The organism is Pseudomonas sp. 210_17 TE3656, assembly GCF_054821965.1.
Window position 1 is genome coordinate 458,245 of the sequence record NZ_JBTRBC010000001.1, and the last position, 21,510, is coordinate 479,754.

General features: G+C 62.2%; 20 protein-coding genes and 1 pseudogene. 9 read left to right on the forward strand and 12 right to left on the reverse strand.

Translation table 11 applies throughout. The features are described from left to right. Positions 1-8: 8 nt before the first annotated feature. The 3 genes from ACVI9W_RS02155 to ACVI9W_RS02165 are packed head-to-tail and all read left to right on the forward strand — an operon-like array spanning position 9 to position 3,987. A complete protein-coding gene (locus ACVI9W_RS02155; protein ID WP_461529037.1) occupies positions 9-1,403 on the forward strand; it encodes an alginate O-acetyltransferase AlgX-related protein in 1,395 nt (464 codons plus the stop codon). Next, positions 1,394-2,509 carry a polysaccharide lyase gene (locus tag ACVI9W_RS02160; RefSeq protein ID WP_461529038.1) on the forward strand — a complete coding sequence of 372 codons (1,116 nt, stop codon included), beginning with the start codon at positions 1,394-1,396 and terminating at the stop codon, positions 2,507-2,509. The genes ACVI9W_RS02155 and ACVI9W_RS02160 overlap by 10 nt, the downstream gene beginning before the upstream one ends. Before the next feature lie 17 nt (positions 2,510-2,526). Next, positions 2,527-3,987, forward strand: a complete 1,461-nt coding sequence (locus ACVI9W_RS02165) for a right-handed parallel beta-helix repeat-containing protein (protein WP_461529039.1) — start codon at positions 2,527-2,529, stop codon at positions 3,985-3,987. Here the strand turns inward: ACVI9W_RS02165 and ACVI9W_RS02170 are convergent. Both ACVI9W_RS02170 and ACVI9W_RS02175 read right to left on the reverse strand, forming a co-directional pair. Continuing rightward, positions 3,965-4,408, reverse strand: coding sequence for a GNAT family N-acetyltransferase (locus tag ACVI9W_RS02170; protein ID WP_461531780.1), 444 nt, complete (start codon positions 4,406-4,408; stop codon positions 3,965-3,967). The two genes, ACVI9W_RS02165 and ACVI9W_RS02170, sit on opposite strands and share 23 nt — an antisense overlap. Positions 4,409-4,526: 118 nt before the next feature. After that, entirely contained in the window at positions 4,527-4,925 is a 399-nt protein-coding gene (locus tag ACVI9W_RS02175) for a DUF488 domain-containing protein (protein ID WP_461529040.1), read from the reverse strand. A gap of 112 nt (positions 4,926-5,037) precedes the next feature. On the opposite strand from ACVI9W_RS02175, the gene ACVI9W_RS02180 reads away from it, so the two are divergent. After that, entirely contained in the window at positions 5,038-6,654 is a 1,617-nt protein-coding gene (locus tag ACVI9W_RS02180; RefSeq protein ID WP_461529041.1) for an inorganic phosphate transporter, read from the forward strand. A gap of 41 nt (positions 6,655-6,695) precedes the next feature. Here the strand turns inward: ACVI9W_RS02180 and ACVI9W_RS02185 are convergent, their stop codons facing one another. The 7 genes and pseudogenes from ACVI9W_RS02185 to ACVI9W_RS02215 form a co-directional block, all read right to left on the reverse strand. Then, complete coding sequence (locus tag ACVI9W_RS02185) at positions 6,696-7,469, reverse strand: OmpA family protein (RefSeq protein ID WP_038612315.1); 774 nt, start codon at positions 7,467-7,469, stop codon at positions 6,696-6,698. An 11-nt stretch (positions 7,470-7,480) separates the two neighbouring features. After that, a complete protein-coding gene (locus ACVI9W_RS02190; RefSeq protein ID WP_461529042.1) occupies positions 7,481-7,885 on the reverse strand; it encodes a DUF4398 domain-containing protein in 405 nt (134 codons plus the stop codon). Positions 7,886-8,232: 347 nt separating this feature from the next. Further along, positions 8,233-8,643: a hypothetical protein gene (locus ACVI9W_RS02195; RefSeq protein WP_038612320.1), complete on the reverse strand. Its 411-nt coding sequence runs from the start codon at positions 8,641-8,643 to the stop codon at positions 8,233-8,235. Between the two features lie 18 nt (positions 8,644-8,661). After that, positions 8,662-9,507 (reverse strand): hypothetical protein, encoded by an 846-nt coding sequence (locus tag ACVI9W_RS02200; protein ID WP_461529043.1) that lies wholly within the window; start codon positions 9,505-9,507, stop codon positions 8,662-8,664. A gap of 116 nt (positions 9,508-9,623) precedes the next feature. Beyond that, positions 9,624-10,119, reverse strand: a pseudogene (locus ACVI9W_RS02205) (DUF934 domain-containing protein). Further along, a complete protein-coding gene (locus tag ACVI9W_RS02210) occupies positions 10,107-11,789 on the reverse strand; it encodes a nitrite/sulfite reductase (protein WP_461529044.1) in 1,683 nt (560 codons plus the stop codon). The pseudogene ACVI9W_RS02205 and the gene ACVI9W_RS02210 overlap by 13 nt, the downstream one beginning before the upstream one ends. A gap of 117 nt (positions 11,790-11,906) precedes the next feature. After that, positions 11,907-12,851 (reverse strand): LysR family transcriptional regulator, encoded by a 945-nt coding sequence (locus ACVI9W_RS02215; RefSeq protein ID WP_038612332.1) that lies wholly within the window; start codon positions 12,849-12,851, stop codon positions 11,907-11,909. Positions 12,852-12,942: 91 nt separating this feature from the next. Here ACVI9W_RS02215 and ACVI9W_RS02220 point away from each other — a divergent pair, with 91 nt between their 5' ends. The 4 genes from ACVI9W_RS02220 to ACVI9W_RS02235 all read left to right on the forward strand — a co-directional run bounded on the left by ACVI9W_RS02220 (position 12,943) and on the right by ACVI9W_RS02235 (position 16,500). Beyond that, on the forward strand, positions 12,943-14,013 hold the full coding sequence (locus tag ACVI9W_RS02220; protein WP_461529045.1) for a Gfo/Idh/MocA family protein: 1,071 nt from the start codon (positions 12,943-12,945) through the stop codon (positions 14,011-14,013). Further along, entirely contained in the window at positions 14,010-14,459 is a 450-nt protein-coding gene (gene aroQ, locus ACVI9W_RS02225; protein ID WP_461529046.1) for a type II 3-dehydroquinate dehydratase, read from the forward strand. The genes ACVI9W_RS02220 and aroQ overlap by 4 nt, the downstream gene beginning before the upstream one ends. Positions 14,460-14,543: 84 nt before the next feature. After that, positions 14,544-15,359: a carbon-nitrogen hydrolase family protein gene (locus ACVI9W_RS02230; RefSeq protein WP_461529047.1), complete on the forward strand. Its 816-nt coding sequence runs from the start codon at positions 14,544-14,546 to the stop codon at positions 15,357-15,359. Between the two features lie 37 nt (positions 15,360-15,396). Next, the gene (locus ACVI9W_RS02235; RefSeq protein WP_461529048.1) at positions 15,397-16,500 is read left to right on the forward strand and encodes a polyamine ABC transporter substrate-binding protein; all 1,104 of its coding nucleotides are present in this window, start codon (positions 15,397-15,399) and stop codon (positions 16,498-16,500) included. A gap of 6 nt (positions 16,501-16,506) precedes the next feature. Here ACVI9W_RS02235 and ACVI9W_RS02240 read toward each other — a convergent pair whose 3' ends face one another. Then, a complete protein-coding gene (locus ACVI9W_RS02240) occupies positions 16,507-17,076 on the reverse strand; it encodes a DUF4174 domain-containing protein (protein ID WP_461529049.1) in 570 nt (189 codons plus the stop codon). A 221-nt stretch (positions 17,077-17,297) separates the two neighbouring features. Here ACVI9W_RS02240 and ACVI9W_RS02245 point away from each other — a divergent pair, with 221 nt between their 5' ends. Next, positions 17,298-17,798: an anthrone oxygenase family protein gene (locus ACVI9W_RS02245; RefSeq protein ID WP_461529050.1), complete on the forward strand. Its 501-nt coding sequence runs from the start codon at positions 17,298-17,300 to the stop codon at positions 17,796-17,798. An 80-nt stretch (positions 17,799-17,878) separates the two neighbouring features. Here ACVI9W_RS02245 and ACVI9W_RS02250 read toward each other — a convergent pair whose 3' ends face one another. Both ACVI9W_RS02250 and ACVI9W_RS02255 read right to left on the reverse strand, forming a co-directional pair. After that, positions 17,879-20,239, reverse strand: coding sequence for a DNA polymerase II (locus tag ACVI9W_RS02250; protein WP_461529051.1), 2,361 nt, complete (start codon positions 20,237-20,239; stop codon positions 17,879-17,881). 42 nt (positions 20,240-20,281) lie between these two features. Continuing rightward, positions 20,282-21,487: an MFS transporter gene (locus tag ACVI9W_RS02255; protein ID WP_461531781.1), complete on the reverse strand. Its 1,206-nt coding sequence runs from the start codon at positions 21,485-21,487 to the stop codon at positions 20,282-20,284. Positions 21,488-21,510: the final 23 nt, after the last annotated feature.

Consider the following 21,510-nt stretch of genomic DNA (forward strand, 5'->3'; position numbering starts at 1 on the left):
GCGGCGCCATGAAAAGCCTATTCGCCCTTGGTCTGGCCGTTGCCGGCGCGCTGTTCAGCGTGCACGGCGCGGCCGCCGACAGCAACCCGGCCACCTGCAAAGGCCTGGAGTGCTTGATGTGCCCCGGCTTGAGCAATCCTCAGCATTACGCCGAAGGCCGCATGAAGCTGATGCGCGAGATCGTTCCGGGCAAGGATCGCTGGCTGTTTCGCTCGGCGGTCGACCTGACCAACGACTTCGGCATCCCGGCGCCGATGCGCCCGGAGTTCGCGCGCCTGATGGACACCTTCCATCGTCAGGGTATCCAGGTGGCCATGGCCATCCAGCCAACCCGCGGCCTGATGCACCGCGACAAGCTGTACGCCGACAAACTGCATGGCTTCGACTTCGCCCGTGCCAGCGGCAACCTGAGCAGTTATCTGCAGCAGTTGCGCAACGGCGGCGCCATCGTCGCACCGATGATGCAGGTGGTGCAGAGCCCGCCCGAGGGCGAGTTCTTCTTCCGCCGCGATCACCACTGGACGCCGGCGGGCGCTGAAGCCACCGCCCGCCTGGTGGCCGAGGAAGTACGTCGCCAGCCGTTCTATGCCTCACTGGACAAGAAGCAGTACCGCACCGAGCCCGGGGTGATGGTGCCCAAAGACGGCACCCTGAACCTGGCCCTGAGCTATATCTGCGGCAACAACTACGGTTTCCAGTACGTGCGTGGCTACCAGACCATTCCGCAGGATCAGGGTGCCGAGGCCTTGTTCGACGACGCGCCGGATCCACAGGTGATCCTGGTCGGCGACAGTAACGCCGCCGCCCGGGAAGACGAGAGCAAGCAGTTCAACTTCGACGGTTATCTCAAGCAGTACCTTGACGTCGACATCCTCAACTACGCCCTGCCCGGTGTTGGCCAGGACGGCTCGTTGCTCGAATACCTGCTGTCGGAGAACTACAAGCCCAAGGCGCCGCCCAAGCTGATCATCTGGGAGCTGCCAGCCAACTACCAGCTGGAATCCGAGCTGATGTACCGCCAGCTGATTCCAGCGATCAAGGGCGGCTGCCCGGTGTCCACCGAGGTCATGGCCAACCGCCTGCAGCGTCCGGCGCTGAAGGTCAACGAGCGTATCGAACTGCTCAGTAACGCAGGCCAAGCGCGCAAGGCGGTGAACGCTGGCTTCCTCGACATCCGCATCAGCGACAAGAACGTCAAGGATTTCTATGTGATCGTCTATTACGACAACGGCGCGCGCGACAAGGTCTGGTTCCGCCGCGAGGCGGTGGTCACCGGTGGTCAGTACTACCTGGAACTGAGCCGCGCCAAGGAGTTTGCCGGGGCCAATCTGCTCTCGGTGTTCATGGAGCCGACCAAGCCCGGCAGCGCTGCTACCCAGGTGGAAACCCGACTATGCCTGTGAAGACCTGGAGCGCACTGGCCCTGGGCCTGTGCGCCAGCCTGCAACTGGGCCACAGCCTGGCGGCCAGCTCGATCTGGCCGCCACGGGCCACCGCGCAGTCGGCAATGATCGCCGACTACCGCACCCTGCAATGCAGCAAGGAGCCACCGGCGCCCTACACCGGCAGCTTGCAAATGCAGAGCAAGTACGATCAGCGCGATGCGACCAAGTCGACCCTACGCAGCAGCCCCGATGCCAACAGCGAAAAGATCGGCAAGCAGGTTAAGCAGTTCATCGGCGGATTGATCTATGCCAGCAAGCGTTTCCAGCGGGCGAAAACGCCCCAGGAAGCGAACATGGCCCTGGCCTGCCAGGACCAGTGGCTGCAACGCTGGGCCGAAGCCCAGGCCCTGCTCAGCGCCGACGCCAGCAGCACCGGCATGGCCGCGCGCAAGTGGGCGGTGGCGGCGATGGCCTCGACCTTGCTGATGACCCAGGCCGCCAGCGACGGCAAATTGCAGCTGTCGGCGCAGCAGCGCGAATGGTTCACGCAGCTGGGCGAACGCATCATTGCCGAATACCAGCCGCGCCGGGCGCAAGGTTTTGCCTGGTTCAACAACCATGACTACTGGGCCGCCTGGGCGGTAGCGGCGACCGGCATGCTGATCCAGCGCGACGACTTCATCCAGTGGGCCGACGGCAACCTGCGCCTTGGCCTGCAACAGGCGGTCAAGGCCCGCGATGGCAGCTATGCCTACCTGCCGCTGGAAGTCGCCCGCGGCAAACTGGCCGCCACCTATAGCCAATACGCACTGGTGCCGCTGGTGTTGCTGGCCGAGTCGGCGCAGGTCAATGGCCTGCCCTGGAGCGCGCAAGACCAGCAGACCCTGGAACTGCTGGGCAATTTCGCCGCACGCAGCATCCTTGATCCCGACGAACTGCCCGAGCTCAAGGGCCAATCGCAGATCGCCGTGGCGCCTTACAAGCTGGCCTGGCTGATCCCCTTCCTGCAGCGCGCGCCAGACCATCGCCTGGCTCGCCAGCTGTACGACAGCGAAGACGGTGACGTCGACAACTACAGCCAGATTGGCGGCCCGCTCAAGCCGCTGTACCCCAAACTGCCGTAACCCAAGGACGAATCGCCATGGCCATGCGCCCTCTTTCCCTTTGCTGCCTCGCCGCCCTGCTCTGCGCAGGCACGGCCCAGGCGGCAAGCCAAAGCCTGCCACAGCAGCAGTCGCTGAGCGTGATCAGCAACAGCGAACATCAGGCACAGTTGCAACAGCTGCAACAACAGACTGCCCAGGCCGTGCAGTTGCAGGTCACGGAACGCCCGCGTCCGGCCGGGCGTGCCAGTGTCAGCCTGCAACCGATGTTTTCCTCGCAGAGCGGCAGCTGGCCGTTCGAACCGTTCGTCAATAATGGCCTGTTCCGCGCCATTGCCGGTTACCAGGCACATCACCCGCAGGCGGTACTGATTCGTGGCGGCAGCATCACTCTGGGGCAACTGCACGACGCGCTGAACAACCCACGGATCCTCAAGCCCTACAAGGACGGCTACCTGCTCAGCTATCCGCTGATGATCGGCAGTGATGGCGGCCTGGTGCTGGAAGGCACCAGCCTGTACCTGTACAGCTACTCGGGCACGGCGCTGATCAACCAGGGCTGGCTGGGCCTGAACCAGTCACGCCTGGAAAGTGTCGCCGGCGACAAACCGGGCAGCACCGACCGTGCCTGGCGCCCGTTCGTGGTGGCCTGGGCCGGCAGCCATACCCAGATCATCGGCTCGACCCTTGCACGCCTGGGTTATAACGCCAACCTGTCCCGTGGCCTGAGCACCGCCCTGAGCAGCCAGCAAGCGCCGGGCACGGCCCAGGCTACGCTGATCGTGCGTAACAGCCAGTTCAACGAGCTGTCCAGCGCCGTCGAGTTGCAACACACGCAAGCGCAGATCAACGACAGTCGTTTCGAGCAGTCACAGCAGTACGCCATCGACGTACGCGACAGCCAGGTCAACCTGGTCAACAACCAACTGCGCGGCATCGACAACAACAGTGGCATCCGCCTGCGCGGACAGACGGTGGCACGGGTCGAGCGCAACCTGATCCTCGGCGCGCACAAGGCCGCCATCGAAATCAGTGAGCAGCGCGGCGCCCTGCTGCTCAGCGCCAACCTGATCGGCGACAGCCGCGGCAACGGCCTGCAACTGCGCAACCTGGCACCCAACGCCCAGGCGCCCCTGCTGATCGAGGACAACCTGATCGGCAACAGCCAGGGCAGCGCCGTGGATGCCAGCGAAGTGAGCGGCGCAATCCTGGTCAATAACCGTATCGGCAACACCCCGGAATATGCCATCAGCCTGCGTAATGCCGCGCCATTGGCAGGTCCACTGACCCTCAGTGGCAACACCCTGGGCAAGGCAGGCAAGGCAGTGGTACGGGTCGAAGGACTGCAGCAGGTGGTGCTCGGGCGCAATCGCTTCGAAGGCAAACCGCTGTTGCAGAACCTGTTGATCGGTGACCTGCTGACCATTCAGGGGCCGCTGCTCGACGCCACCCAGCGCCAGGAGCACGTGGTGCGCGTCAACCGGAACGGTAGTCAATAGTCCGCTGCATGCGCACGAAGCATTCATCCTCGCCCATTGCTTGAAACCCCCGGCGCTGGTACAGGGCCTGCGCCGGGTTGCTTTTGAAGACTGTCAGACGCATCAGCGGTAAACGCCGCTCGGCAGCCCAGCCGGCCAGGTGCTCCAATACCTGGGTACCGATGCCGCGCCCACGGGCATTCTCGAGCAGATGCAATTCGCGGATGTACAGGGCCTGGCGGTCCTGGCTGAGGCTGCAAAAGCCCAGCACCGTATCGCTTTCGACGATCAACCATTGTTCACGCCAGTTCCAGGCCTGATCGAAGGCTTCTTCGATCCACAGCAGGTCGAACTCGTGGTAGTAACGCAGCATGGCGCGGCGGGTCAGGTCGCGGGCGAAGGCACAGTGCTGGTCGGTGGCGGGGATGAGTTGCAAGGGCAGGTCCCTGAATGAGTTGTTCAAAACAACGGTAGGAGCGGGCTTGCCCCGCGATGCAATGTGACTGAGAAAATGCAATCGCGGGGCAAGCCCGCTCCCACCGAGAAGTCTCCAGCACCAACTAGGGTTTGATTTCCCCGGCATAGCACACCGGCGAACTCATCGGCCCCTGCCGGTCCAGCTCATCTTCCAGCCACTGGGCCAGTACCAGGGCATTGTTGTGTTCGGTGTCTTTGCCTGCATAAAGCAGGGTCAGATCGCCCTTCCCGGCCATCCCAAGCAGTGACCACCAATGCTCGGGCCGCGCCGTCAGCTCCTGACGATAGCGCTCGGCAAAGCCGGCAAAATCCACTTCGCCTTTATGGAAGGCCTGACGCAATGCAGTCGACGGCGCCACCTCAGGCAACCATAGCGCCTGCAGCTGTTCCTTGCGCTTGTTGCGCGGCCACAAGCGGTCGACCAGCACACGCCGGCCATCTTCGGCCGCCACGGGGTCATAAACACGCTTGCAGCGAATCATCGGCACCTCGTCATTATTTTGTATCAGCCTAGACCTTTCATTGATCGGGATCAGGTCGGTTTCGCTCTTATCTTCTAAGCTTGCCGCCTGAGGTAACCAACCCGGAGTCATCATGACTACCCCGACGCTGGCCAGCAGTCCATCGCTTGCCACAACCGACCCACGACCGCAGCTGAACCACAAGCCCGGTCGCGGTACCCTGATCCTGTTCTTCGGCCTGTTGCTGGCCGGTCTGCTTTACACAGCCTGGAGCCTGGCGCACGACATCGATGCCAGCGGCACGGTGGTCACCACCTGGACCCCCTTCCTGTTGCTCGGGGTGGCGCTGGTGATCGCTCTGGGCTTCGAATTCGTCAATGGCTTTCACGATACCGCCAACGCCGTGGCTACGGTGATCTACACCCATTCCCTGCCCGCCTCGGTGGCGGTGGTCTGGTCCGGTTTCTTCAACTTCCTCGGGGTACTGCTGTCCAGCGGTGCCGTGGCCTTTGGCATCATCGCCCTGTTGCCGGTAGAGCTGATTCTCAAGGTTGGCTCCTCGGCCGGCTTTGCCATGGTCTTCGCCTTGTTGCTATCGGCGATCATCTGGAACCTGGGCACCTGGTGGCTGGGCCTTCCGGCCTCCTCCTCGCACACATTGATTGGTTCGATCATTGGCGTCGGCGTGGCCAATGCACTGATGCATGGCCGCGATGGCACCAGCGGTGTGGACTGGGCCCAGGCCAGCAAGGTGGGCTATTCGCTGCTGTTGTCACCGCTGGTCGGTTTTGCCTGTGCGGCGCTGTTGTTGCTGGTGCTGCGTCATCTGGTCAAACGCCGCGATCTGTACCAGGCCCCCGTCGGCAATACGCCGCCGCCCTGGTGGATCCGCGGTTTGCTGATCCTGACCTGCACCGGGGTGTCGTTTGCCCACGGCTCCAACGATGGCCAGAAAGGCATGGGCCTGATCATGCTGATTCTGGTCGGTACCCTGCCGATGGCTTACGCCCTGAACCGCACCATGCCCGCCGAACAGTCAATGCAGTTTGCTGCTGTAGCCGAGGCCACCCAGCAGTCTCTGCAGCGCGGCGCTCCACAACTGTTGAGCGCCGACCCACGGAAAACCCTGACCGAATTCATCCGCCAACCGGCAGCCAGTCCTGAACTGGTTCCGGCCCTCGCCGCCCTGACCGGCGCCATCGGTAGCGAAGTCGAAGGCTATGGCTCGCTGAACCGGGTACCCGCCGAGGCCATGGCCAACGTGCGTAACGACATGTACCTGACCAGCGAAACCATTCGCCTGATCGACAAGCACCAGTTGGTCCGCTTCGACAGCGACACCCAGGCCAACCTGCAACTGTTCAAGCGCCAGCTGGACGACGCCACCCGCTACATACCGCTGTGGGTGAAGATTTCCGTGGCCATCGCCCTGGGCCTGGGCACCATGGTCGGCTGGCGGCGGATTGTGGTCACGGTCGGTGAGAAGATCGGCAAAACCCACCTGACGTACGCTCAAGGGGCTTCTGCGGAGCTGGTAGCCATGTGCACCATTGGCGCGGCGGACATGTACGGCCTGCCGGTATCGACGACCCATGTGCTGTCTTCGGGGGTGGCCGGGACCATGGTTGCCAATGGCTCGGGCCTGCAGATGCGGACCATCTTCAACCTGCTGATGGCCTGGGTGCTGACATTGCCAGCGGCGATTGTGCTGGCAGGCGGGTTGTACTGGTTGTTGCGGCACGTGTTCTAACGACTACGGGCCCATCCTTCGCGGATGGGCCCGTAGTGTCTTCAACTGCGGTCGCTGACCGCATTGCTACCGTGAGAAATGATCACTTCCACGCGGCGATTGAGTTGACGCGACTGAGCATCGGCATTGGAAGCCACCGGAAACTCTTTGCCATAACCGGCTACCTTGACCCGCTCCGGCGCGACGCCAGCACGACGCAGCGCGTTGGCGACTGCAGCGGCACGACGTTCTGACAGCTGCTGGTTGTATGCATCACCACCGGTGGAATCGGTAAAGCCTTCAACCCGCACCTTGCGCTCAGGGTTGGCGCGCAAGTACTCGGTCAGCTGATCCAGGTTACGCAGGCTGCCGGCCTTGAGTTCGGCACGACCGGTGTCAAACAGCACATCACCGAATGTGACCACCGCACCGCGTTCAGTCGGCTTGGCATTGAGCTGTTGCAACGCCTTGAGCTGGGCGGTGCGCACATCCAGACGCGCCTGGGTACGCTGCGCCTCGATGCCCAGCAGGCCGGCTTCGGCCTTGCGCAGGTCGATGGTCTGTTCGGCAATGGCAATTTTCTGTTTGGCCAGATACGCCAATTGCTCGACCTGCGGTGCCTTGCGATCCTTGAGCGAGGCAAGGTCCGCCTGGCCCAAGGCGGCAAATGCCGCTTTGGTTTCCACCCCGGCCAGACGACTGGATTCAGGTTTGCTCTGCAGTGCACTGAATTGCTCGCGCGCTTCCAGCAAGCCGGCATTTTCCGGCGTGGTGCCACAGCCGCTGAGGAGCAGGCCCGCGGCAGAGACAGCGATAAACAGGTATTTGAATTGCATGGAAGCGGTCCTTATCGGCTAGGCGAAACAATGGCGTCGGGGGCTTGCAGCATTTCCTGCCTGAGCACTTCGATACCCTGCCGGGCTTCTTCGAGCTGCTGCTGGGTCCGAAGGGCCCGCGCCTTGCGTTCGGCCAGATCGGCATCGGCTTCGGCCTGCTCAGCCAGCAGCCGCGCCTGGGCAAAGTCCTGCTCGCCCAGTGCGCGCTCTACTTTGTAAAGCTTGTCCTGGGCAGACTTCATTTCCACGGGGGCAAACTGCGTCGCGTCCGCGGTTACCGCGCGACTGACCGCATTGCGGGTCAACTCGACCTGCTCGGTAGGAACCGCCACACTGGCACAACCGCCAAGCGAGGCGAACAGCGTCACCATCAGGCCGGAAACGGCGAGGTGTTTTGAGGTGCGTTTTACAGCCATAGAGAGACTCCATCACAGCGTTTAACCAGCTTTCGCACCTTTCAGGCACGCAGATGCCTCAGTTGCCCTGCAGCGCAGAGCAATAGTCAGGAGGGAACATTTGCGTACCGAGAGTGATCGTCGGCGCTACTGGCGCGCGACACACTGAAAAAGATGGGATGAGCTGAACATCGGCGACAGCCGTTTAGTTAAGACACCGCAAGAGTATGCTTACAGATAAGGCTTACAAATCGGAAACGCCCTTGCCTCAAGTAGGAATCTTCTACAGCTCATGTTGGCACTGAGGGAAATCCGTAGCACCTGATCATCACTCTGCGGATCAGGAGCGGTTGCGTCATAGCGCCAAATCACTGAGCAGGGAGCGCTGCAATATCATCTTTTATCTCCTTGAGAGCGCCCACGATCGGGGCCGGTTTGGCGGCATATATTGCAGCGGCCAATAGCAACAGATCGGCTACCAGATCGATGAAAACGGTGATGCTCTGCACAGTTTTGATGGTTCGCTTTGCGGCATTGATGGTTCCGGTCACCGCCGCCTGGCTCTGCGACAGATCTGCTACCACGCAGTTGATCGCGTCGATATAAAGGCTGCTACATTGTTGTCGCAACAACACTTCGTCATTGAAGATCAATTGCGCAGCGCGTTGCTCAATCTCCTCGTCAATAATGGCTTTCATCAGCCGTTCATGGATGGCATCCGCCGTCTTGCGCAACGCCTCGGCGACCTGTTCGATTTCTTCTCTGGTTTGCAGTGCCATGGTTGTGCTCCTGGCCGATCAGGGCTTGAGGCCATCGAGTTGCTTGCGAACAGCTTTGATTTCCTTGGTCATTGCATCGATCGCCGCACGGACCTCCTTGGCCGACAGGTGATCGGCATCCTCCCGCAGTCGCGCATGCCCGGCCTTGATCCTGTCCAGCGCTTGCTGGGCGGCGGCAAACTCGCCGTCAACGGCTTCATACTCCTGCCTCTTGGCAGTCATGGCTTCGGTGCCCAGACTGGCAACCAACCACATGTTTTGCCGTTGGTAGAACGGGATTTCTGTCTCGTAACGGCCAACCACCATGCCCTTCTCATTGGCACTGGTTGCTTGCGCATAACGCAGCACATCCTTCATTGCGCTCAACAACACCTGCAGGTCGCTATCGGCACCCGTAACCATATCCCGCACCGCTGCCTGCTGAGCAGCAGTTGCCAGTCCCTTGGCAACGGTCTTGGCCAGGGACGAATAGGCCGCCACCTGTTGCTCGTTGATCCCAAGTTCAGGATGCTTGCCGAGACTTTGCGCCAGCCCATCGAGCGATTTGGACACATCGAACGAATCATCACCCGCCAGGCGAGCCAAGGTCTGCATGTAACTGGCAACCCCATAGTTCAAATGAAGCATATCGGTCAGTTGCTTTTGCCGACGTGCGTCATTGTTGCTTGCCACCGCCCGCTGGGCGGGGGTGGTCAGAAACGGCGCTTCACGCGCAAAGGTGTTTTTATAACGATCAATCAGTGTTGTATCGCTGGCAAACTTCGCCGACTCGTTGGCGAACTCCTGAACTTCCTTGAGGTTGCTGCAACTGGCCAACACCAAGGTAATCAGGACAACACTGCATTTACGCGTGAAGGGGGCCATCGATGTAGTCCTTGCTCGGGCAAGCTGCGATTGATCGAACCACTTTGCCGACCACATTGCTGGCACCTTGATGTTAGTCCAGGCACAGGGTTTCAGCTAACCACCACCGAGTTCCCTTAACGACGTCGAAACAGCGGCCGCGGCTCGATCACCGAGCGCCCGTACAGCACACTCATCCCGGCCAAGCCCTTGAGTGCGTCCTCGGCGCACTTGTCCTCGCGCACGGCAAAACTGTCGAAACCGCACTGGGCGCATATGACTCAGTTGATCGCGCAGCACATCGCCGATGGCGCGCAGCTCGCCGTGCCAGCCCAGGCGGGTGCGTAACAGGTAGGCCTGGCTATAACCACGCCCATCGCGAAAGCTGGGGAAATCAATCGCAATTAGTGGCAGTTGCGCCAACCAGGGCTGCAGCGGCTCTACCTCGTCATCCGGCCCCAACCACAGGCCATCACGACCGCCGGGGTGCGACGCCTGACGCGCCAGCCAGAGATCGAGCGGCAGAATCAGCAAGCCTTCAGGCAACACCGACTCACTGTCACGCACCAGTTGCCAGCCATCCTCGGCGAGCAGCTGCGGCTCGCCGTTGCGCAAGGCAATCACATTACGCATATCAGCTCCTCGGGGCGCTTGGCATAGACCCGCTCTTTGAAGGGCTCCAGGCCAACCCGGCGCACGGTGTCGACAAACGGCTCGTCCAGCTCGCGATAGGCGCAGTAGGTGGCGATGATCTGCTCGATGACCCGCGGGATTTCGTCGGCACTGAACGATGGGCCGATCACTTTACCCAAGGTGCTGTGTTTACCCTGAGCGCCGCCGAGCGTCACCTGGTACCACTCGCTGCCGTTCTTGTCGACGCCAAGAATGCCGATGTTGCCAATGTGGTGATGGCCGCAGGCATTGATGCAGCCGGAAATGTTCAGGCTCAGCTCGCCCAGGTCGTGCAGGTAGTCCAGGTCTTCGAAGCAACGCTGGATCGACTGGGCAATGGGAATCGACTTGGCATTGGCCAGGGCGCAGAAGTCGCCGCCAGGACAGGCGATGATGTCGGTGAGCATGCCGATATTAGCGGTCCCCAGGTCGCGCTCGCAGGCCAGGCGCCAGAGTGCGTGCAGGTCCTGCTTGCGAACGTCCGGAAGGATCAGGTTCTGTTCATGGGCGATACGGATTTCGCCGAAGCCGAACTGTTCGGACCAGTCCGCCACCGCTTCCATCTGTGCCGCGGTCAGGTCGCCTGGTGGCGAAGACGCCCCCGGTTTGGTCGACAGCACCACGCTGGCATAGCCAGGCACCTTGTGCGGTTTCACGCAGCAGGACACCCAGCGCGCAAACCCGTGGTCCTGGGCCAGGTGGGTTTCATACTCAAGCTCGCTGTCGACCACACTGGCGTAGGCCGGCGGCTCGAAGGCTGCGGCCACGCGCTGGAACTCATCGATGGTCAGCTGCGCCGGACCGTCCTTGATGTGTTGCCACTCCTGCTCGACTTCCCGGGAGAAAGCCTCGATACCCAGCGCCTTGACCAGGATCTTGATCCGCGCCTTGTACTTGTTGTCGCGGCGACCGTGGCGGTTGTAGACCCGCAGGATCGCTTCGACATAGGACAACAGATGCTGCCACGGCAGGCCCTCACGAATCTGCAGACCGAGAATCGGCGTACGCCCCAGACCGCCGCCGACCATGACCCGCAAGCACATCTGGCCCTGATCGTCACGGTACAGGTACAGGCCGATGTCATGCATCATGATTGCCGCGCGGTCTTCAATAGCCGAGCAAATGGCGATCTTGAACTTGCGCGGCAAGAACAGGAATTCCGGGTTGATGGTCGACCACTGGCGCAAGATTTCGGCGAGTGGCCGCGGGTCGAGCAACTCATCGGCAGCGACGCCGGCGAAGGCTTCTGTGGTGATGTTGCGCACACAGTTGCCGGAGGTCTGGATGGCATGCATCTCGACCTCAGCCAGGTGCTGGAGGATGTCGGGCACCTGCTCCAGTTCGATCCAGTTGAACTGGATGTTCTGACGGGTGGTGAAATGCCCGTAGCCGCGATCATAGTCGCGGGCGATGCGCGCCAGGGTACGCATCTGGCGAGCACCGAGGGTGCCGTAAGGAATCGCTACACGCAGCATGTAGGCGTGCTTTTGCAGGTACAGGCCGTTTTGCAGGCGCAGTGGCAGGAACTCTTCTTCACTCAGCTCGCCAGCCATGAAACGCTGCACCTGATCGCGAAACTGCGCCACGCGCTCGAACACCAGCGCACGGTCATACTCGTCATACTGATACATGGTTCGGACCTCATCACGGAGGCTCTTACTATGGCGTACAGGTGTACTGAGTTACAGATTCAGGTTTATAGGATTTATACGGATCAGTTGAGTATCTGGCGGCGGATACTGCCCTGATCATCCGCCCACAGCCAACGCATAAGGCCCCTCGCTCAACTGCTCCCGTAAAAACGCCACACAACTGCGCACCTTGGCCGAACTGCTTGAGCGCGCGGCCGTCACCGCCCAGACATCCGCGGGCTGGTGGTAGGCCGGCAGCACCCGCTGCAGCGAACCATCTTCAAGGTTGCCGACCAGATCCCAATACGAGGCCATGATGATGCCGTGCCCGTCCAGCGCCCACTGGCGGACGATATCGCTATGGTTGGCCGCCATCGGCCCGGTGACCTTGACCGTCTCGGCGCCGTTCGGACCGAGCAGGCGCCAGACCCCGAAGCGGTCATCACGGCTGCGAAACAACAGGCAGTCGTGCTGCGCCAGCTCCGCCGCCACGCGCACCGGTCCACGTCGCGCCAGGTAATCGGGAGCGGCAGCCAGCACCCGTTTGTTCTCGGCAATGCGATGGGCGATCAGGTGTTTTTCCTGGACTTCACCGACGCGAATATCGATATCGAAGTTTTCGCCAATCAGGTCGACCCGCCGGTCCATCAGTTCCAGCCAGATGTCCAGGTTGGGATGGCGCTGGCGCAGCAGCGACAGAATCGGCGCGACATGCTCGCGCCCCAGGCGCAGGCTGGTGCTGATCCGCAAGGTGCCCCGTGGCTCGCTGTGCGCTGCGGACAATGACTCGAACATCGACTCGACGTTCTCGAGGATCTTCTGTGCCCAGACGAACGCCGCCTCGCCATCGCTGGTGATGCTCACCCGCCGTGTGGTGCGGTTGAACAGTTTTACCCCTAATAGCGTTTCCAGGGTGGCGATACGTTTGCTGACATGTGCGGGCGACAGGCCGGTCTCGGTCGCTGCGGCAATGAAGCTTGAGCGCCGCGCCACCTCACAGAACAACTGAAGATCGCGCAGCAACGGCTCATTATTCGCTAGCAGCATATTCTGATTCTTCATTCTGTCCGATTATCTCCCCAGCGTTTTTTATTAGCCTCTCACAAAACCGCCATCGCGGTCTGCCTTGCCCAACAAGAACAATGAGAGCGCCATGACTCCCCTACGCATCGCCGTCGCCGGTGCCGGCCTGATCGGTCGGCGTCATGTTGAACTGATCCAGGCCAGCAACGCCTGCCAGCTCTGTGCCCTGGTCGACCCGGCCCCGGCCGCTGCCGAACTGGCCGCAACCGTCGGGGTGCCGCTGTACTCCTCTCTGACCGAACTGTTCGCCGAGCAGCGTGCGGACGGCGTGATTCTCGCCACCCCGAACCACCTGCATGTCGAAGGCGCCCTGGCCTGTGTCGAGCAAGGTGTGGCCGCACTGATCGAAAAGCCGGTGGCCCATAGCCTGGCAGAGGGCCAGCGCCTGCTGGCCATCGCCGAGCAACGCGGGGCGCGGCTGTTGGTCGGCCACCATCGTGCCCACAGTGCGATCCTTGCCAAGGCCCGCGAGCTGATCGCCGAAGGCTTGCTCGGCAATCTGGTGGCGGTGATGGGCAGCGCGTTGTTCTACAAGCCTGATGACTATTTCGAGGCAGCCCCCTGGCGCCGCAAGGCAGGCGGCGGGCCCGTGCTGATCAACATGATTCACGAGATCGGCAACCTGCGTTCGCTGTGCGGCGAGATCGTTGCCGTGCAGGCCCAGGCCTCCAGCGCCACGCGCGGCTTTGCCGTGGAAGACAGCGTGGCGATCAGCCTGCGTTTTGCCAGTGGCGCGCTGGGCACCTTCCTGCTCTCAGACACCGCCGCCTGCGCCCGCAGCTGGGAACAAACCGCGCGGGAAAACCTCGACTATCCAAGCTATGACGACGAAGACTGCTATGTCATCGCCGGCACCCGCGGCTCGCTGTCGATTCCTACCATGCGCCTCAAATACTACGAGCAACCCCAGGATCGCTCCTGGTGGACGCCCTTCGCCAGCGCCGTTGCCAGCCTGCAACACGCCGATCCACTGCAACGCCAGCTCGTGCACTTCTGCCAGGTGATCCGTGGCCAGGCCCAGCCGCTGGTCACGGTACGCGACGGCCTGCGCAACCTGCAGATCGTTGACGCCATCAACCAGGCCGCGCGCAGCGGCCAGATCGTAATCACCGACACCCTCACTGGAGACCTTCAGCCATGACCACCCTGCTCGTGCTCAACGGCCCCAACCTGAACATGCTCGGCCTGCGCCAGCCCGAGGTCTATGGCCGCGAAACCCTCGTCGACGTCCATGCCCTGTGCCAACAGGCGGCCAGCCGCCTGGAACTGACCCTGGAATTCCAGCAAAGCAACCACGAAGGCCAGATGATCGACTGGATTCACCAGGCCCGTGGGCGGGTCGACGGCATCGTCATCAACCCCGGCGCCTGGACCCACACCTCGGTGGCCATCCACGACGCGTTGATCGCCGCCGAAGTGCCGGTGATCGAAGTGCACATCTCCAACGTGCACCGGCGTGAAGCTTTCCGCCATCACTCCTATGTCTCACTGGTGGCCAAGGCCGTACTGGCCGGGTTCGGCACTCATGGTTATGTATTGGCCATCGAGCATTTCGCCCGTGAGCTACGACCTGCAGCAGGCCAATAACCACTGAGGGTTACTCCATCGCAGTAATGTGCGGCCAGCAACCGGCCGCGCATACTCGGTTCCAGCTCTGCACAAGGAACCGCGATGAAGATCGAACTGATACAGATTGATGGCCGCGACGGCGATACCGCCTACAACCTGCAACGCACGCTGGAGGCCATTGCCAGCTGCAAGGCCGACACCGACCTGCTGGTATTTCCGGAAACCCAGCTGATGGGCTTTGCCAGCGCCGAGCAGCTGCCGCTGGTTGCCGAACCGCTGCATGGCCCGGCCCTGCAAGCGGTCCAGCAGGCGGTGCGCGAACGCGATGTGGCGGTGGTGATCGGTATTGCCGAACAGGCCGACGGCGTTTACTACAACACCTCGGTGCTGCTGACCCCCGAAGGCATCGCCCTGTCTTATCGCAAGACTCACCTGTGGCCGTCCGAGCGCGGGCTGTTCCAGCCCGGAGACCGCTACGCCAGCGCGTGCTGGAAAGGCCTGCGCATCGGTCTGTTGATCTGTTACGACATTGAACTGCCAGAGAGCAGCCGCGCCTTGGGCCAGCTGGGTGTCGACCTGATCATCGTCAGCAACGGCAATATGGACCCCTACGGCCCGGTGCACCGTACCGCAATCATGGCCCGTGCCCAGGAAAACCAGGCCTTCGCGGTGATGGTCAATCGGGTCGGCGCAGGTGACGGTGGGCTGCTGTTCGCCGGTGGCAGCGCCGCGGTCGATCCCTTTGGCCGCGTGCTGTTCGAAGCCGGTCGTGAAACGTGCCGCCAACAGATCGAGCTGGACCTTGAGCAACTGCAACTCGCCCGCCGCGACTATGACTACCTCAAAGACCGCCGCCTGCAACTGCCGGGTACGCGGATCGAGCATCCCGACGGGCGCCGCGAGCTGCTGATTCCCTAACACTGCCTGACAACAACAAGAACTCTGGAGTGTCCCCATGAAGCCGTTTCGCTGTTTACCCCTGGCCCTGGCCGCATTGCTGTGCACTGCCGGCGTTCAGGCAGGAGAAGCTGCCGCGCCCAGCGTGCACATCTACAACTGGTACGACTACATCGCGCCGAACACCACCAAGGAATTCCAGCAGGCCTCGGGCATCGCCCCGGTTTATGACGTGTTCGACAACAGCGACGTGATGCAGGGCAAGTTGATGGCCGGGCGCAGCGGCTATGACGTGGTGTTCGCCAGCGGTGATCTGCTGCCCAACCTGATCAAGGCCGGGGTACTGGCCGAGCTTGATCGCAGCCAGTTGCCCAACTTCCTCCACCTCGACCCGCAGATGCTCGCCAAGCTGCAGAGCAACGACCCCGGCAACCGCTACGCCGCCCCCTACATGTGGGGCACCACCGGCATCGGTTATGACCAGGACAAGGTCAAAGCCTTGCTCGGCGAACAGGCCCCGGTGGACTCCTGGGCATTGATTTTCGACGAGGCCAACCTGGCCAAGCTCAGCGAATGCGGGGTGGCTATGCTCGATGCCCCCAACGAGATCATCCCCATCGCCCTGCACTACCTGGGCCTGCCCTACAACAGCAAGAACCCGGACGACTACCGCAAGGCCGAAGCGCTGTTACTCAAGTTGCGCCCGCATATCCGCTACTTCGACTCGTCGCGGTTCATCTCCGACCTGGCCAACGGTAATGTCTGCGTAGTACTGGGCTGGTCCGGCGGTGTGTTCGAGGCCAAGCTCAGCGCGGAGAATGCCGGCAACGGCCGCCAGCTGCGCTACAGCATCCCGCGCGAAGGTGCGCCAATGTGGCTGGAGAACATGGTGCTGCTCAAGCAAGCGCCGAATCCGCAACAGGGCCTGGCGTTCATCAACTACATGCTCAAGCCCGAGGTCATCGCCGCCTCGACCAACTACTTGGGCTACCCGAATGCCAACAAGGACGCGACCGATCTGGTCGATACCAACATCCGCGACAACCCCACGGTGTACCCGCCGCAAGCGGTGCTCGACACCCTGTTCCCGCTCGAACCCTTGCCGCTAAAGCTTGAGCGGGTGCGCACCCGGGTGTGGAGTCAGGTCAAGACCGGCAGTTGATCAGCCTCAGTCTTCCAGTGGCTTGGGCGGTGGCAGCGGCTTGGCCGGTTTGACGGGTTTAGCCGGTTTGCCGTCTTTAGCCGGGGCGGTGACTGCCTGCTTCTGTTCTGCCACGGTCGGGGCGACGATGGCTTTTTCTTCGGCCGGCAAGGCGTCGACTGCGTCAAAGATCGCCTTGGGTTCAAGGGTGCCTGTGTGTGCTATTCGATGCTGTGCGCCATCCTTGCCCACCAGCACCACCGGGGTAACGACAGTGTCGGCGGCGCTGAACCTGAACTGACGGATCAACGCCATGGTCGTCTGCTGATCGAGGTCCTTGCCTTCGCGTTTGCCCATCATGCCGGCGATGCTGTACAGCACCAGGTTGCGTTCCTGGAACGCAGCCTTGGTGGCCGGGTCTTCCAGCGCCTGGTTCAAGGCACGCAGGGTCGGGTCCGCAGTACTAGGCGCAATGACAATCAACGGACGGGCCTTATACAGATCCTGGTCCAGCGGTTTGGGATCACTGTTGTCAGCGAAGACTGGGCCGGCAACTATGGCCAGCAAGGTGGCAAAGGTCAGTGACCGTACGAGCATGCGCATCTCCTTCAAATTCCATGCATCAAAGACTACAGATCGCGACGAAAGATCCGAGGTGCGAGCCTAAACTACAGGACGAAATCCGTGGACAGCTCAAAGGTAACTTCCGATTTCCATGTACGGCCTTGGGCATGTCCAGAACAGGCTGACATCTGAATCTGAGGATAGCTGATGGCTGTCAGCCACGCCTGCCCCTGCCGCTACTGAAGGACCGGACCATGAGCGTTGTCGATGCCTTGCTGTTGTTGCTGATCCTGGCCACGGCCCTGGGTTGTGGCCTGATGGGAGGGTTGTTCTTCGCCTTCTCCAACTTCGTCATGAAAGCGCTGGAACGTATCCCGGAACACAGCGCCGTGGCGGCCATGCAGTCAATCAATCAAGTGGTGCTCAACCGCCTGTTCCTGGCCTTGTTTCTTGGCACGGCGTTGACCAGCGTTGGCTTGCTGATCTGGGCTTACCAGCGTTGGCCATTGCCGGGCAGTTTATGCATGGCCATTGGTAGCGGCCTGTACCTGATGGGCAATATCGTCGTGACGATGCTGTTCAACGTGCCGAAAAACCAGGCGCTGGCACGCCTCGATCCGGCCAGTAGCGAGGCAGCGGCGGCCTGGCACCGTTATGTACCGAGCTGGAATCGCTGGAACCACGTACGCACGATCACCGCCCTGGCAGCGGCGGCGTGGCTGATGTTGGCGCTGTGGTTGGTTCGCGGCGAGTAGGAGCGGGCTTGCCCCGCGATTGCGGACTGTCAGCCACATCGCATCGCGGGGCAAGCCCGCTCCCACAGGTGTCATTGCTGTTAGAACAGGCCCATCTGCTTATCGACCAACGCAGTAAAGTCATCCTGCACAAACGGCAGGATGGCATCGGCCACTGGTTGCAGTTGCCGGGTCAGGTAGTGGTCGTAGTCGATGGCCGAATGCCGGGTCTCCAACGGCTCGGGACCGGCCACGGTGATCACATAGCTGATCCAGCCACCGTTCTGGTACTGCCGGGGTCGGCCCTGGCGCTGGTTGAAGTCGTCAGCCATGCGCGCCGCCCGTACATGCGGCGGCACGTTGCGTTGATAATCAGCCAGCGGCCGGCGCAAGCGCTTGCGATAGATCAGCAACTCATCCAGCTCCCCGGCCAGGGTCTGGCGCACATATTCGCGCACATAGGCCTGGTAGGGCTGGCGGCGAAAGATGCGTTCGTACAGTTCCTGCTGGAATTGCCGGGCCAGTGGCGACCAGTCGGTACGCACACTCTCAAGCCCCTTGTAGACCATCTCTTCGTGCCCGTCACCGCGCAGAACCAGGCCGGCATAGCGCTTCTTGCTGCCCTCCTCGGCACCGCGGATGGTCGGCATCAGGAAGCGCTTGTAGTGGGTCTCGTACTGCAGCTCCAGGGCACTGTCCAGGTCGTAGCTGTCGCGTAAATGCTCGCACCACCACTGGTTGACCTGCTGCACCAGGCGCCGCCCGATCACCTCGGCATCGGCTTCGCTGTGGGCGCTCTTGAGCCAGACGAAGGTGGAATCGGTGTCGCCATAGATCACCGCATAACCCTGGGCCTCGATCAGTTCACGGGTGCGGCGCATGATCTCGTGGCCGCGCAGGGTGATCGATGACGCCAGACGTGGATCGAAGAAGCGGCAACCACTGGAGCCCAGCACTCCGTAGAAGGCATTCATGATGATCTTCAACGCCTGTGACAACGGCGCGTTATGTTCGCGCTTGGCAGTCTCGCGCCCTTGCCAGACCCGCTCGACAATTGCTGGCAGACAGTGATGGCTGCGGGAAAAGCGGGCGCCGCGAAAGCCGGGTACCGATGTCTCGTCACCCGGTTCACGCAGGCCCTCGATCAAGCCCAGCGGGTCGATGAGGAAGGTGCGGATGATCGAGGGGTACAGGCTCTTGTAATCGAGCACCAGCACCGACTCGTACAAGCCAGGCCGTGAGTCCATGACAAAACCGCCGGGGCTTGCCTCATCGGGTCGCTCACCCTGGTTTGGCGCAACAAAACCCTGACGGTGCATCAGGGGTATGTACAGGTGGCCGAAAGCGGCGACCGAACCACCGCTACGGTCGGCCGGCAAGCCGGTGACCGTGGCCCGCTCCAGGAGGAAGGTGAGCAGTTCGGTCTTGGCGAAAATGCGCGTGACCAGTTCGCAGTCCTTGAGGTTGTAGCGCGCCAGGGCAGGCTTGTCCTCGGCGAACATGCGGTTGATTTCATCCATGCGCTGGTACGGCGTGTCGATCGCCTTGCCCTCGCCGAGCAGGGTCTGGGCGACGTTTTCCAGGCTGAACGAAGGGAAGCTCCAGGTCGCCGAGCGCAACGCCTCGATACCGTCGATGATCAAGCGCCCGGTGGCGCCGGCAAAAAAGTGCGCACGGCTGCCATGTTCGCGCCACTCCATTGGCTCGCCCTCACGCCCCAGGCAAAGCGGGACCTGCAGTTGCTGGGCGTGAGCCTGCAGCACGCGCAGGTCGAACTGCACCAGGTTCCAGCCAATGATCGCATCGGGATCGTGCAGCGCCAGCCAGTGGTTCAAGCGCTCCAGCAATTGCGCACGGGTGTCGCAATACTCAAGGTCGAAGTCGATGCCAGTGGCATCGCCGTTGGCCGGGCCGAGCATGTACACCTGGCGCTGACCGCAGCCTTCCAGGGCAATCGAGTACAACTCGCCACGCTCGGTGGTTTCGATGTCCAGCGATACCAGTTTCAGCCTCGGGCGGTAGTCGGGTGCGGGTTTAAGCTGGGCGTCCTGCACTATTCCCTGTTCGTCCGGGGTGCCGCTGAAGCTGACCGGGGCGGTGATGAAACGCTCCATCAGGTAGCGTTCGGGCGGACGAATGTCGGCTTCGTAAACCTGCACCCCGGCGGCGCGCAAGCGCTTCTCCAGCTGTATCAACTGGCGATGCTGACGGCAGTACAGGCCCAGCACGGGCCGTTGTTCGAAGTCGCGCAGTTCAAGTGGCCGCAGCTCTACCCCGCGCTCGCCGCGCAGCACGCTCTGGGCCTGCTGGCGGTGGGCTGCGGGAATGAAGGCCACGGAGGTCTGCAGCGGCAAGCGCAAACGACGCGGGCCCTGATCGGTGGCCAGCCAGAACTCGACACAGGTGCCTGCCGGGGTGTCACGCCAATGCCGGGTCAGGACAAAGCCCTGCTGTAACTCCACCACTGCAACCTCGAAACAAACTGTCTGAGCAGCGATTCTACCTTAGCCGGCCACCCGCGCGCCCGGCGCAAAGCCATGGCGATGGGCGCTACCGGTAATCAGCAAGGCCAGACCGATCAGCAGCAACAGCACCCAGGTGAAACTACCCACGCCCCAGTGCGTCAGTAACAGCCCGCCGAGCAGGCCGCCAACGGCAACGGCCAGATTCCACACGGTGACCAGCATCGACTGGGCGACATCGACACCCTCCCCGGCGGCATCGGCGCTGGCGGTTTGCAGCAAGGTCGGCGCGCCGCCGTAAGTCAGTCCCCAGAGGGCTACGCTGACAAACACCAGCAGCGCCGACTGACCGACAAATCCCAGCACCAGCGCCACCGTGGCAAAGCCGATCAGGCTCAACAGCACCAGATTGCGCAAGTGCCGGTCGACCCAGGCGCCGACCAGGGCGATACCGGCCAGGGCAGCGATACCGAACGTCAGCAACACCAGGCCGGTACTCGCGGCCAACCCCGCCGCATCGAGGAACGGGACGATGTAGGTGTACAGCACGTTGTGAGCCAGGATCCAGGTGAGAATCACCAGCAACACCGCCAATACCCCAGGCGTGCGCAACACATGCAACACACCTGGGCGCTGGCCCGGTTTGTGGCCTTCAAAGTCCGGCACCTTGCACAGCACCCAGACCACCAGGCCCAGGGTTGCAATCGAGACCAGGGCAAAGGTCATCCGCCAGCCGAGCAGTTCTCCCAGCCAGGTACCGGCCGGCACCCCGAGCGACAGGGCCACCGGTGCACCAATCATGGCCACCGCCATGGCCCGACCCTGCTGAGCGGGGCTGACCATACGCCGTGCATGTCCGGCGATCACCCCCCAGGCCAGGCCTGCGGCGACGCCGGTCATGAAGCGCGCCACCAGGGTCAGCAAGTAGGATTGCGACACGGCAGTCAGCGTGTTGAACAGTAAAAAGCCGGCAATCGCCAGCAGCAACACCGGACGCCGGCGCCAGCCCTGCGTCAGGGTCACCAGCGGAATGGCGGTGAGCAACGAGCCCAGGGCATAGACCGTGACCAGTTGCCCGGTCATGGCCTCGCTGATCTGCATACCTGCCGAGATCTGCCCAAGCAGCCCGGCGGGCAAGGTTTCGCTGAGGATGGCAATGAAGCCGGTCATGGCCAGGGCCAACAAGCCGCTGAGCGGCAACGGTTGTTCGATCATTCCGGGTGCTGCCGGGGCGGCAGTGCAACTCATCTGAGTCATGGTGAAACTCCTGG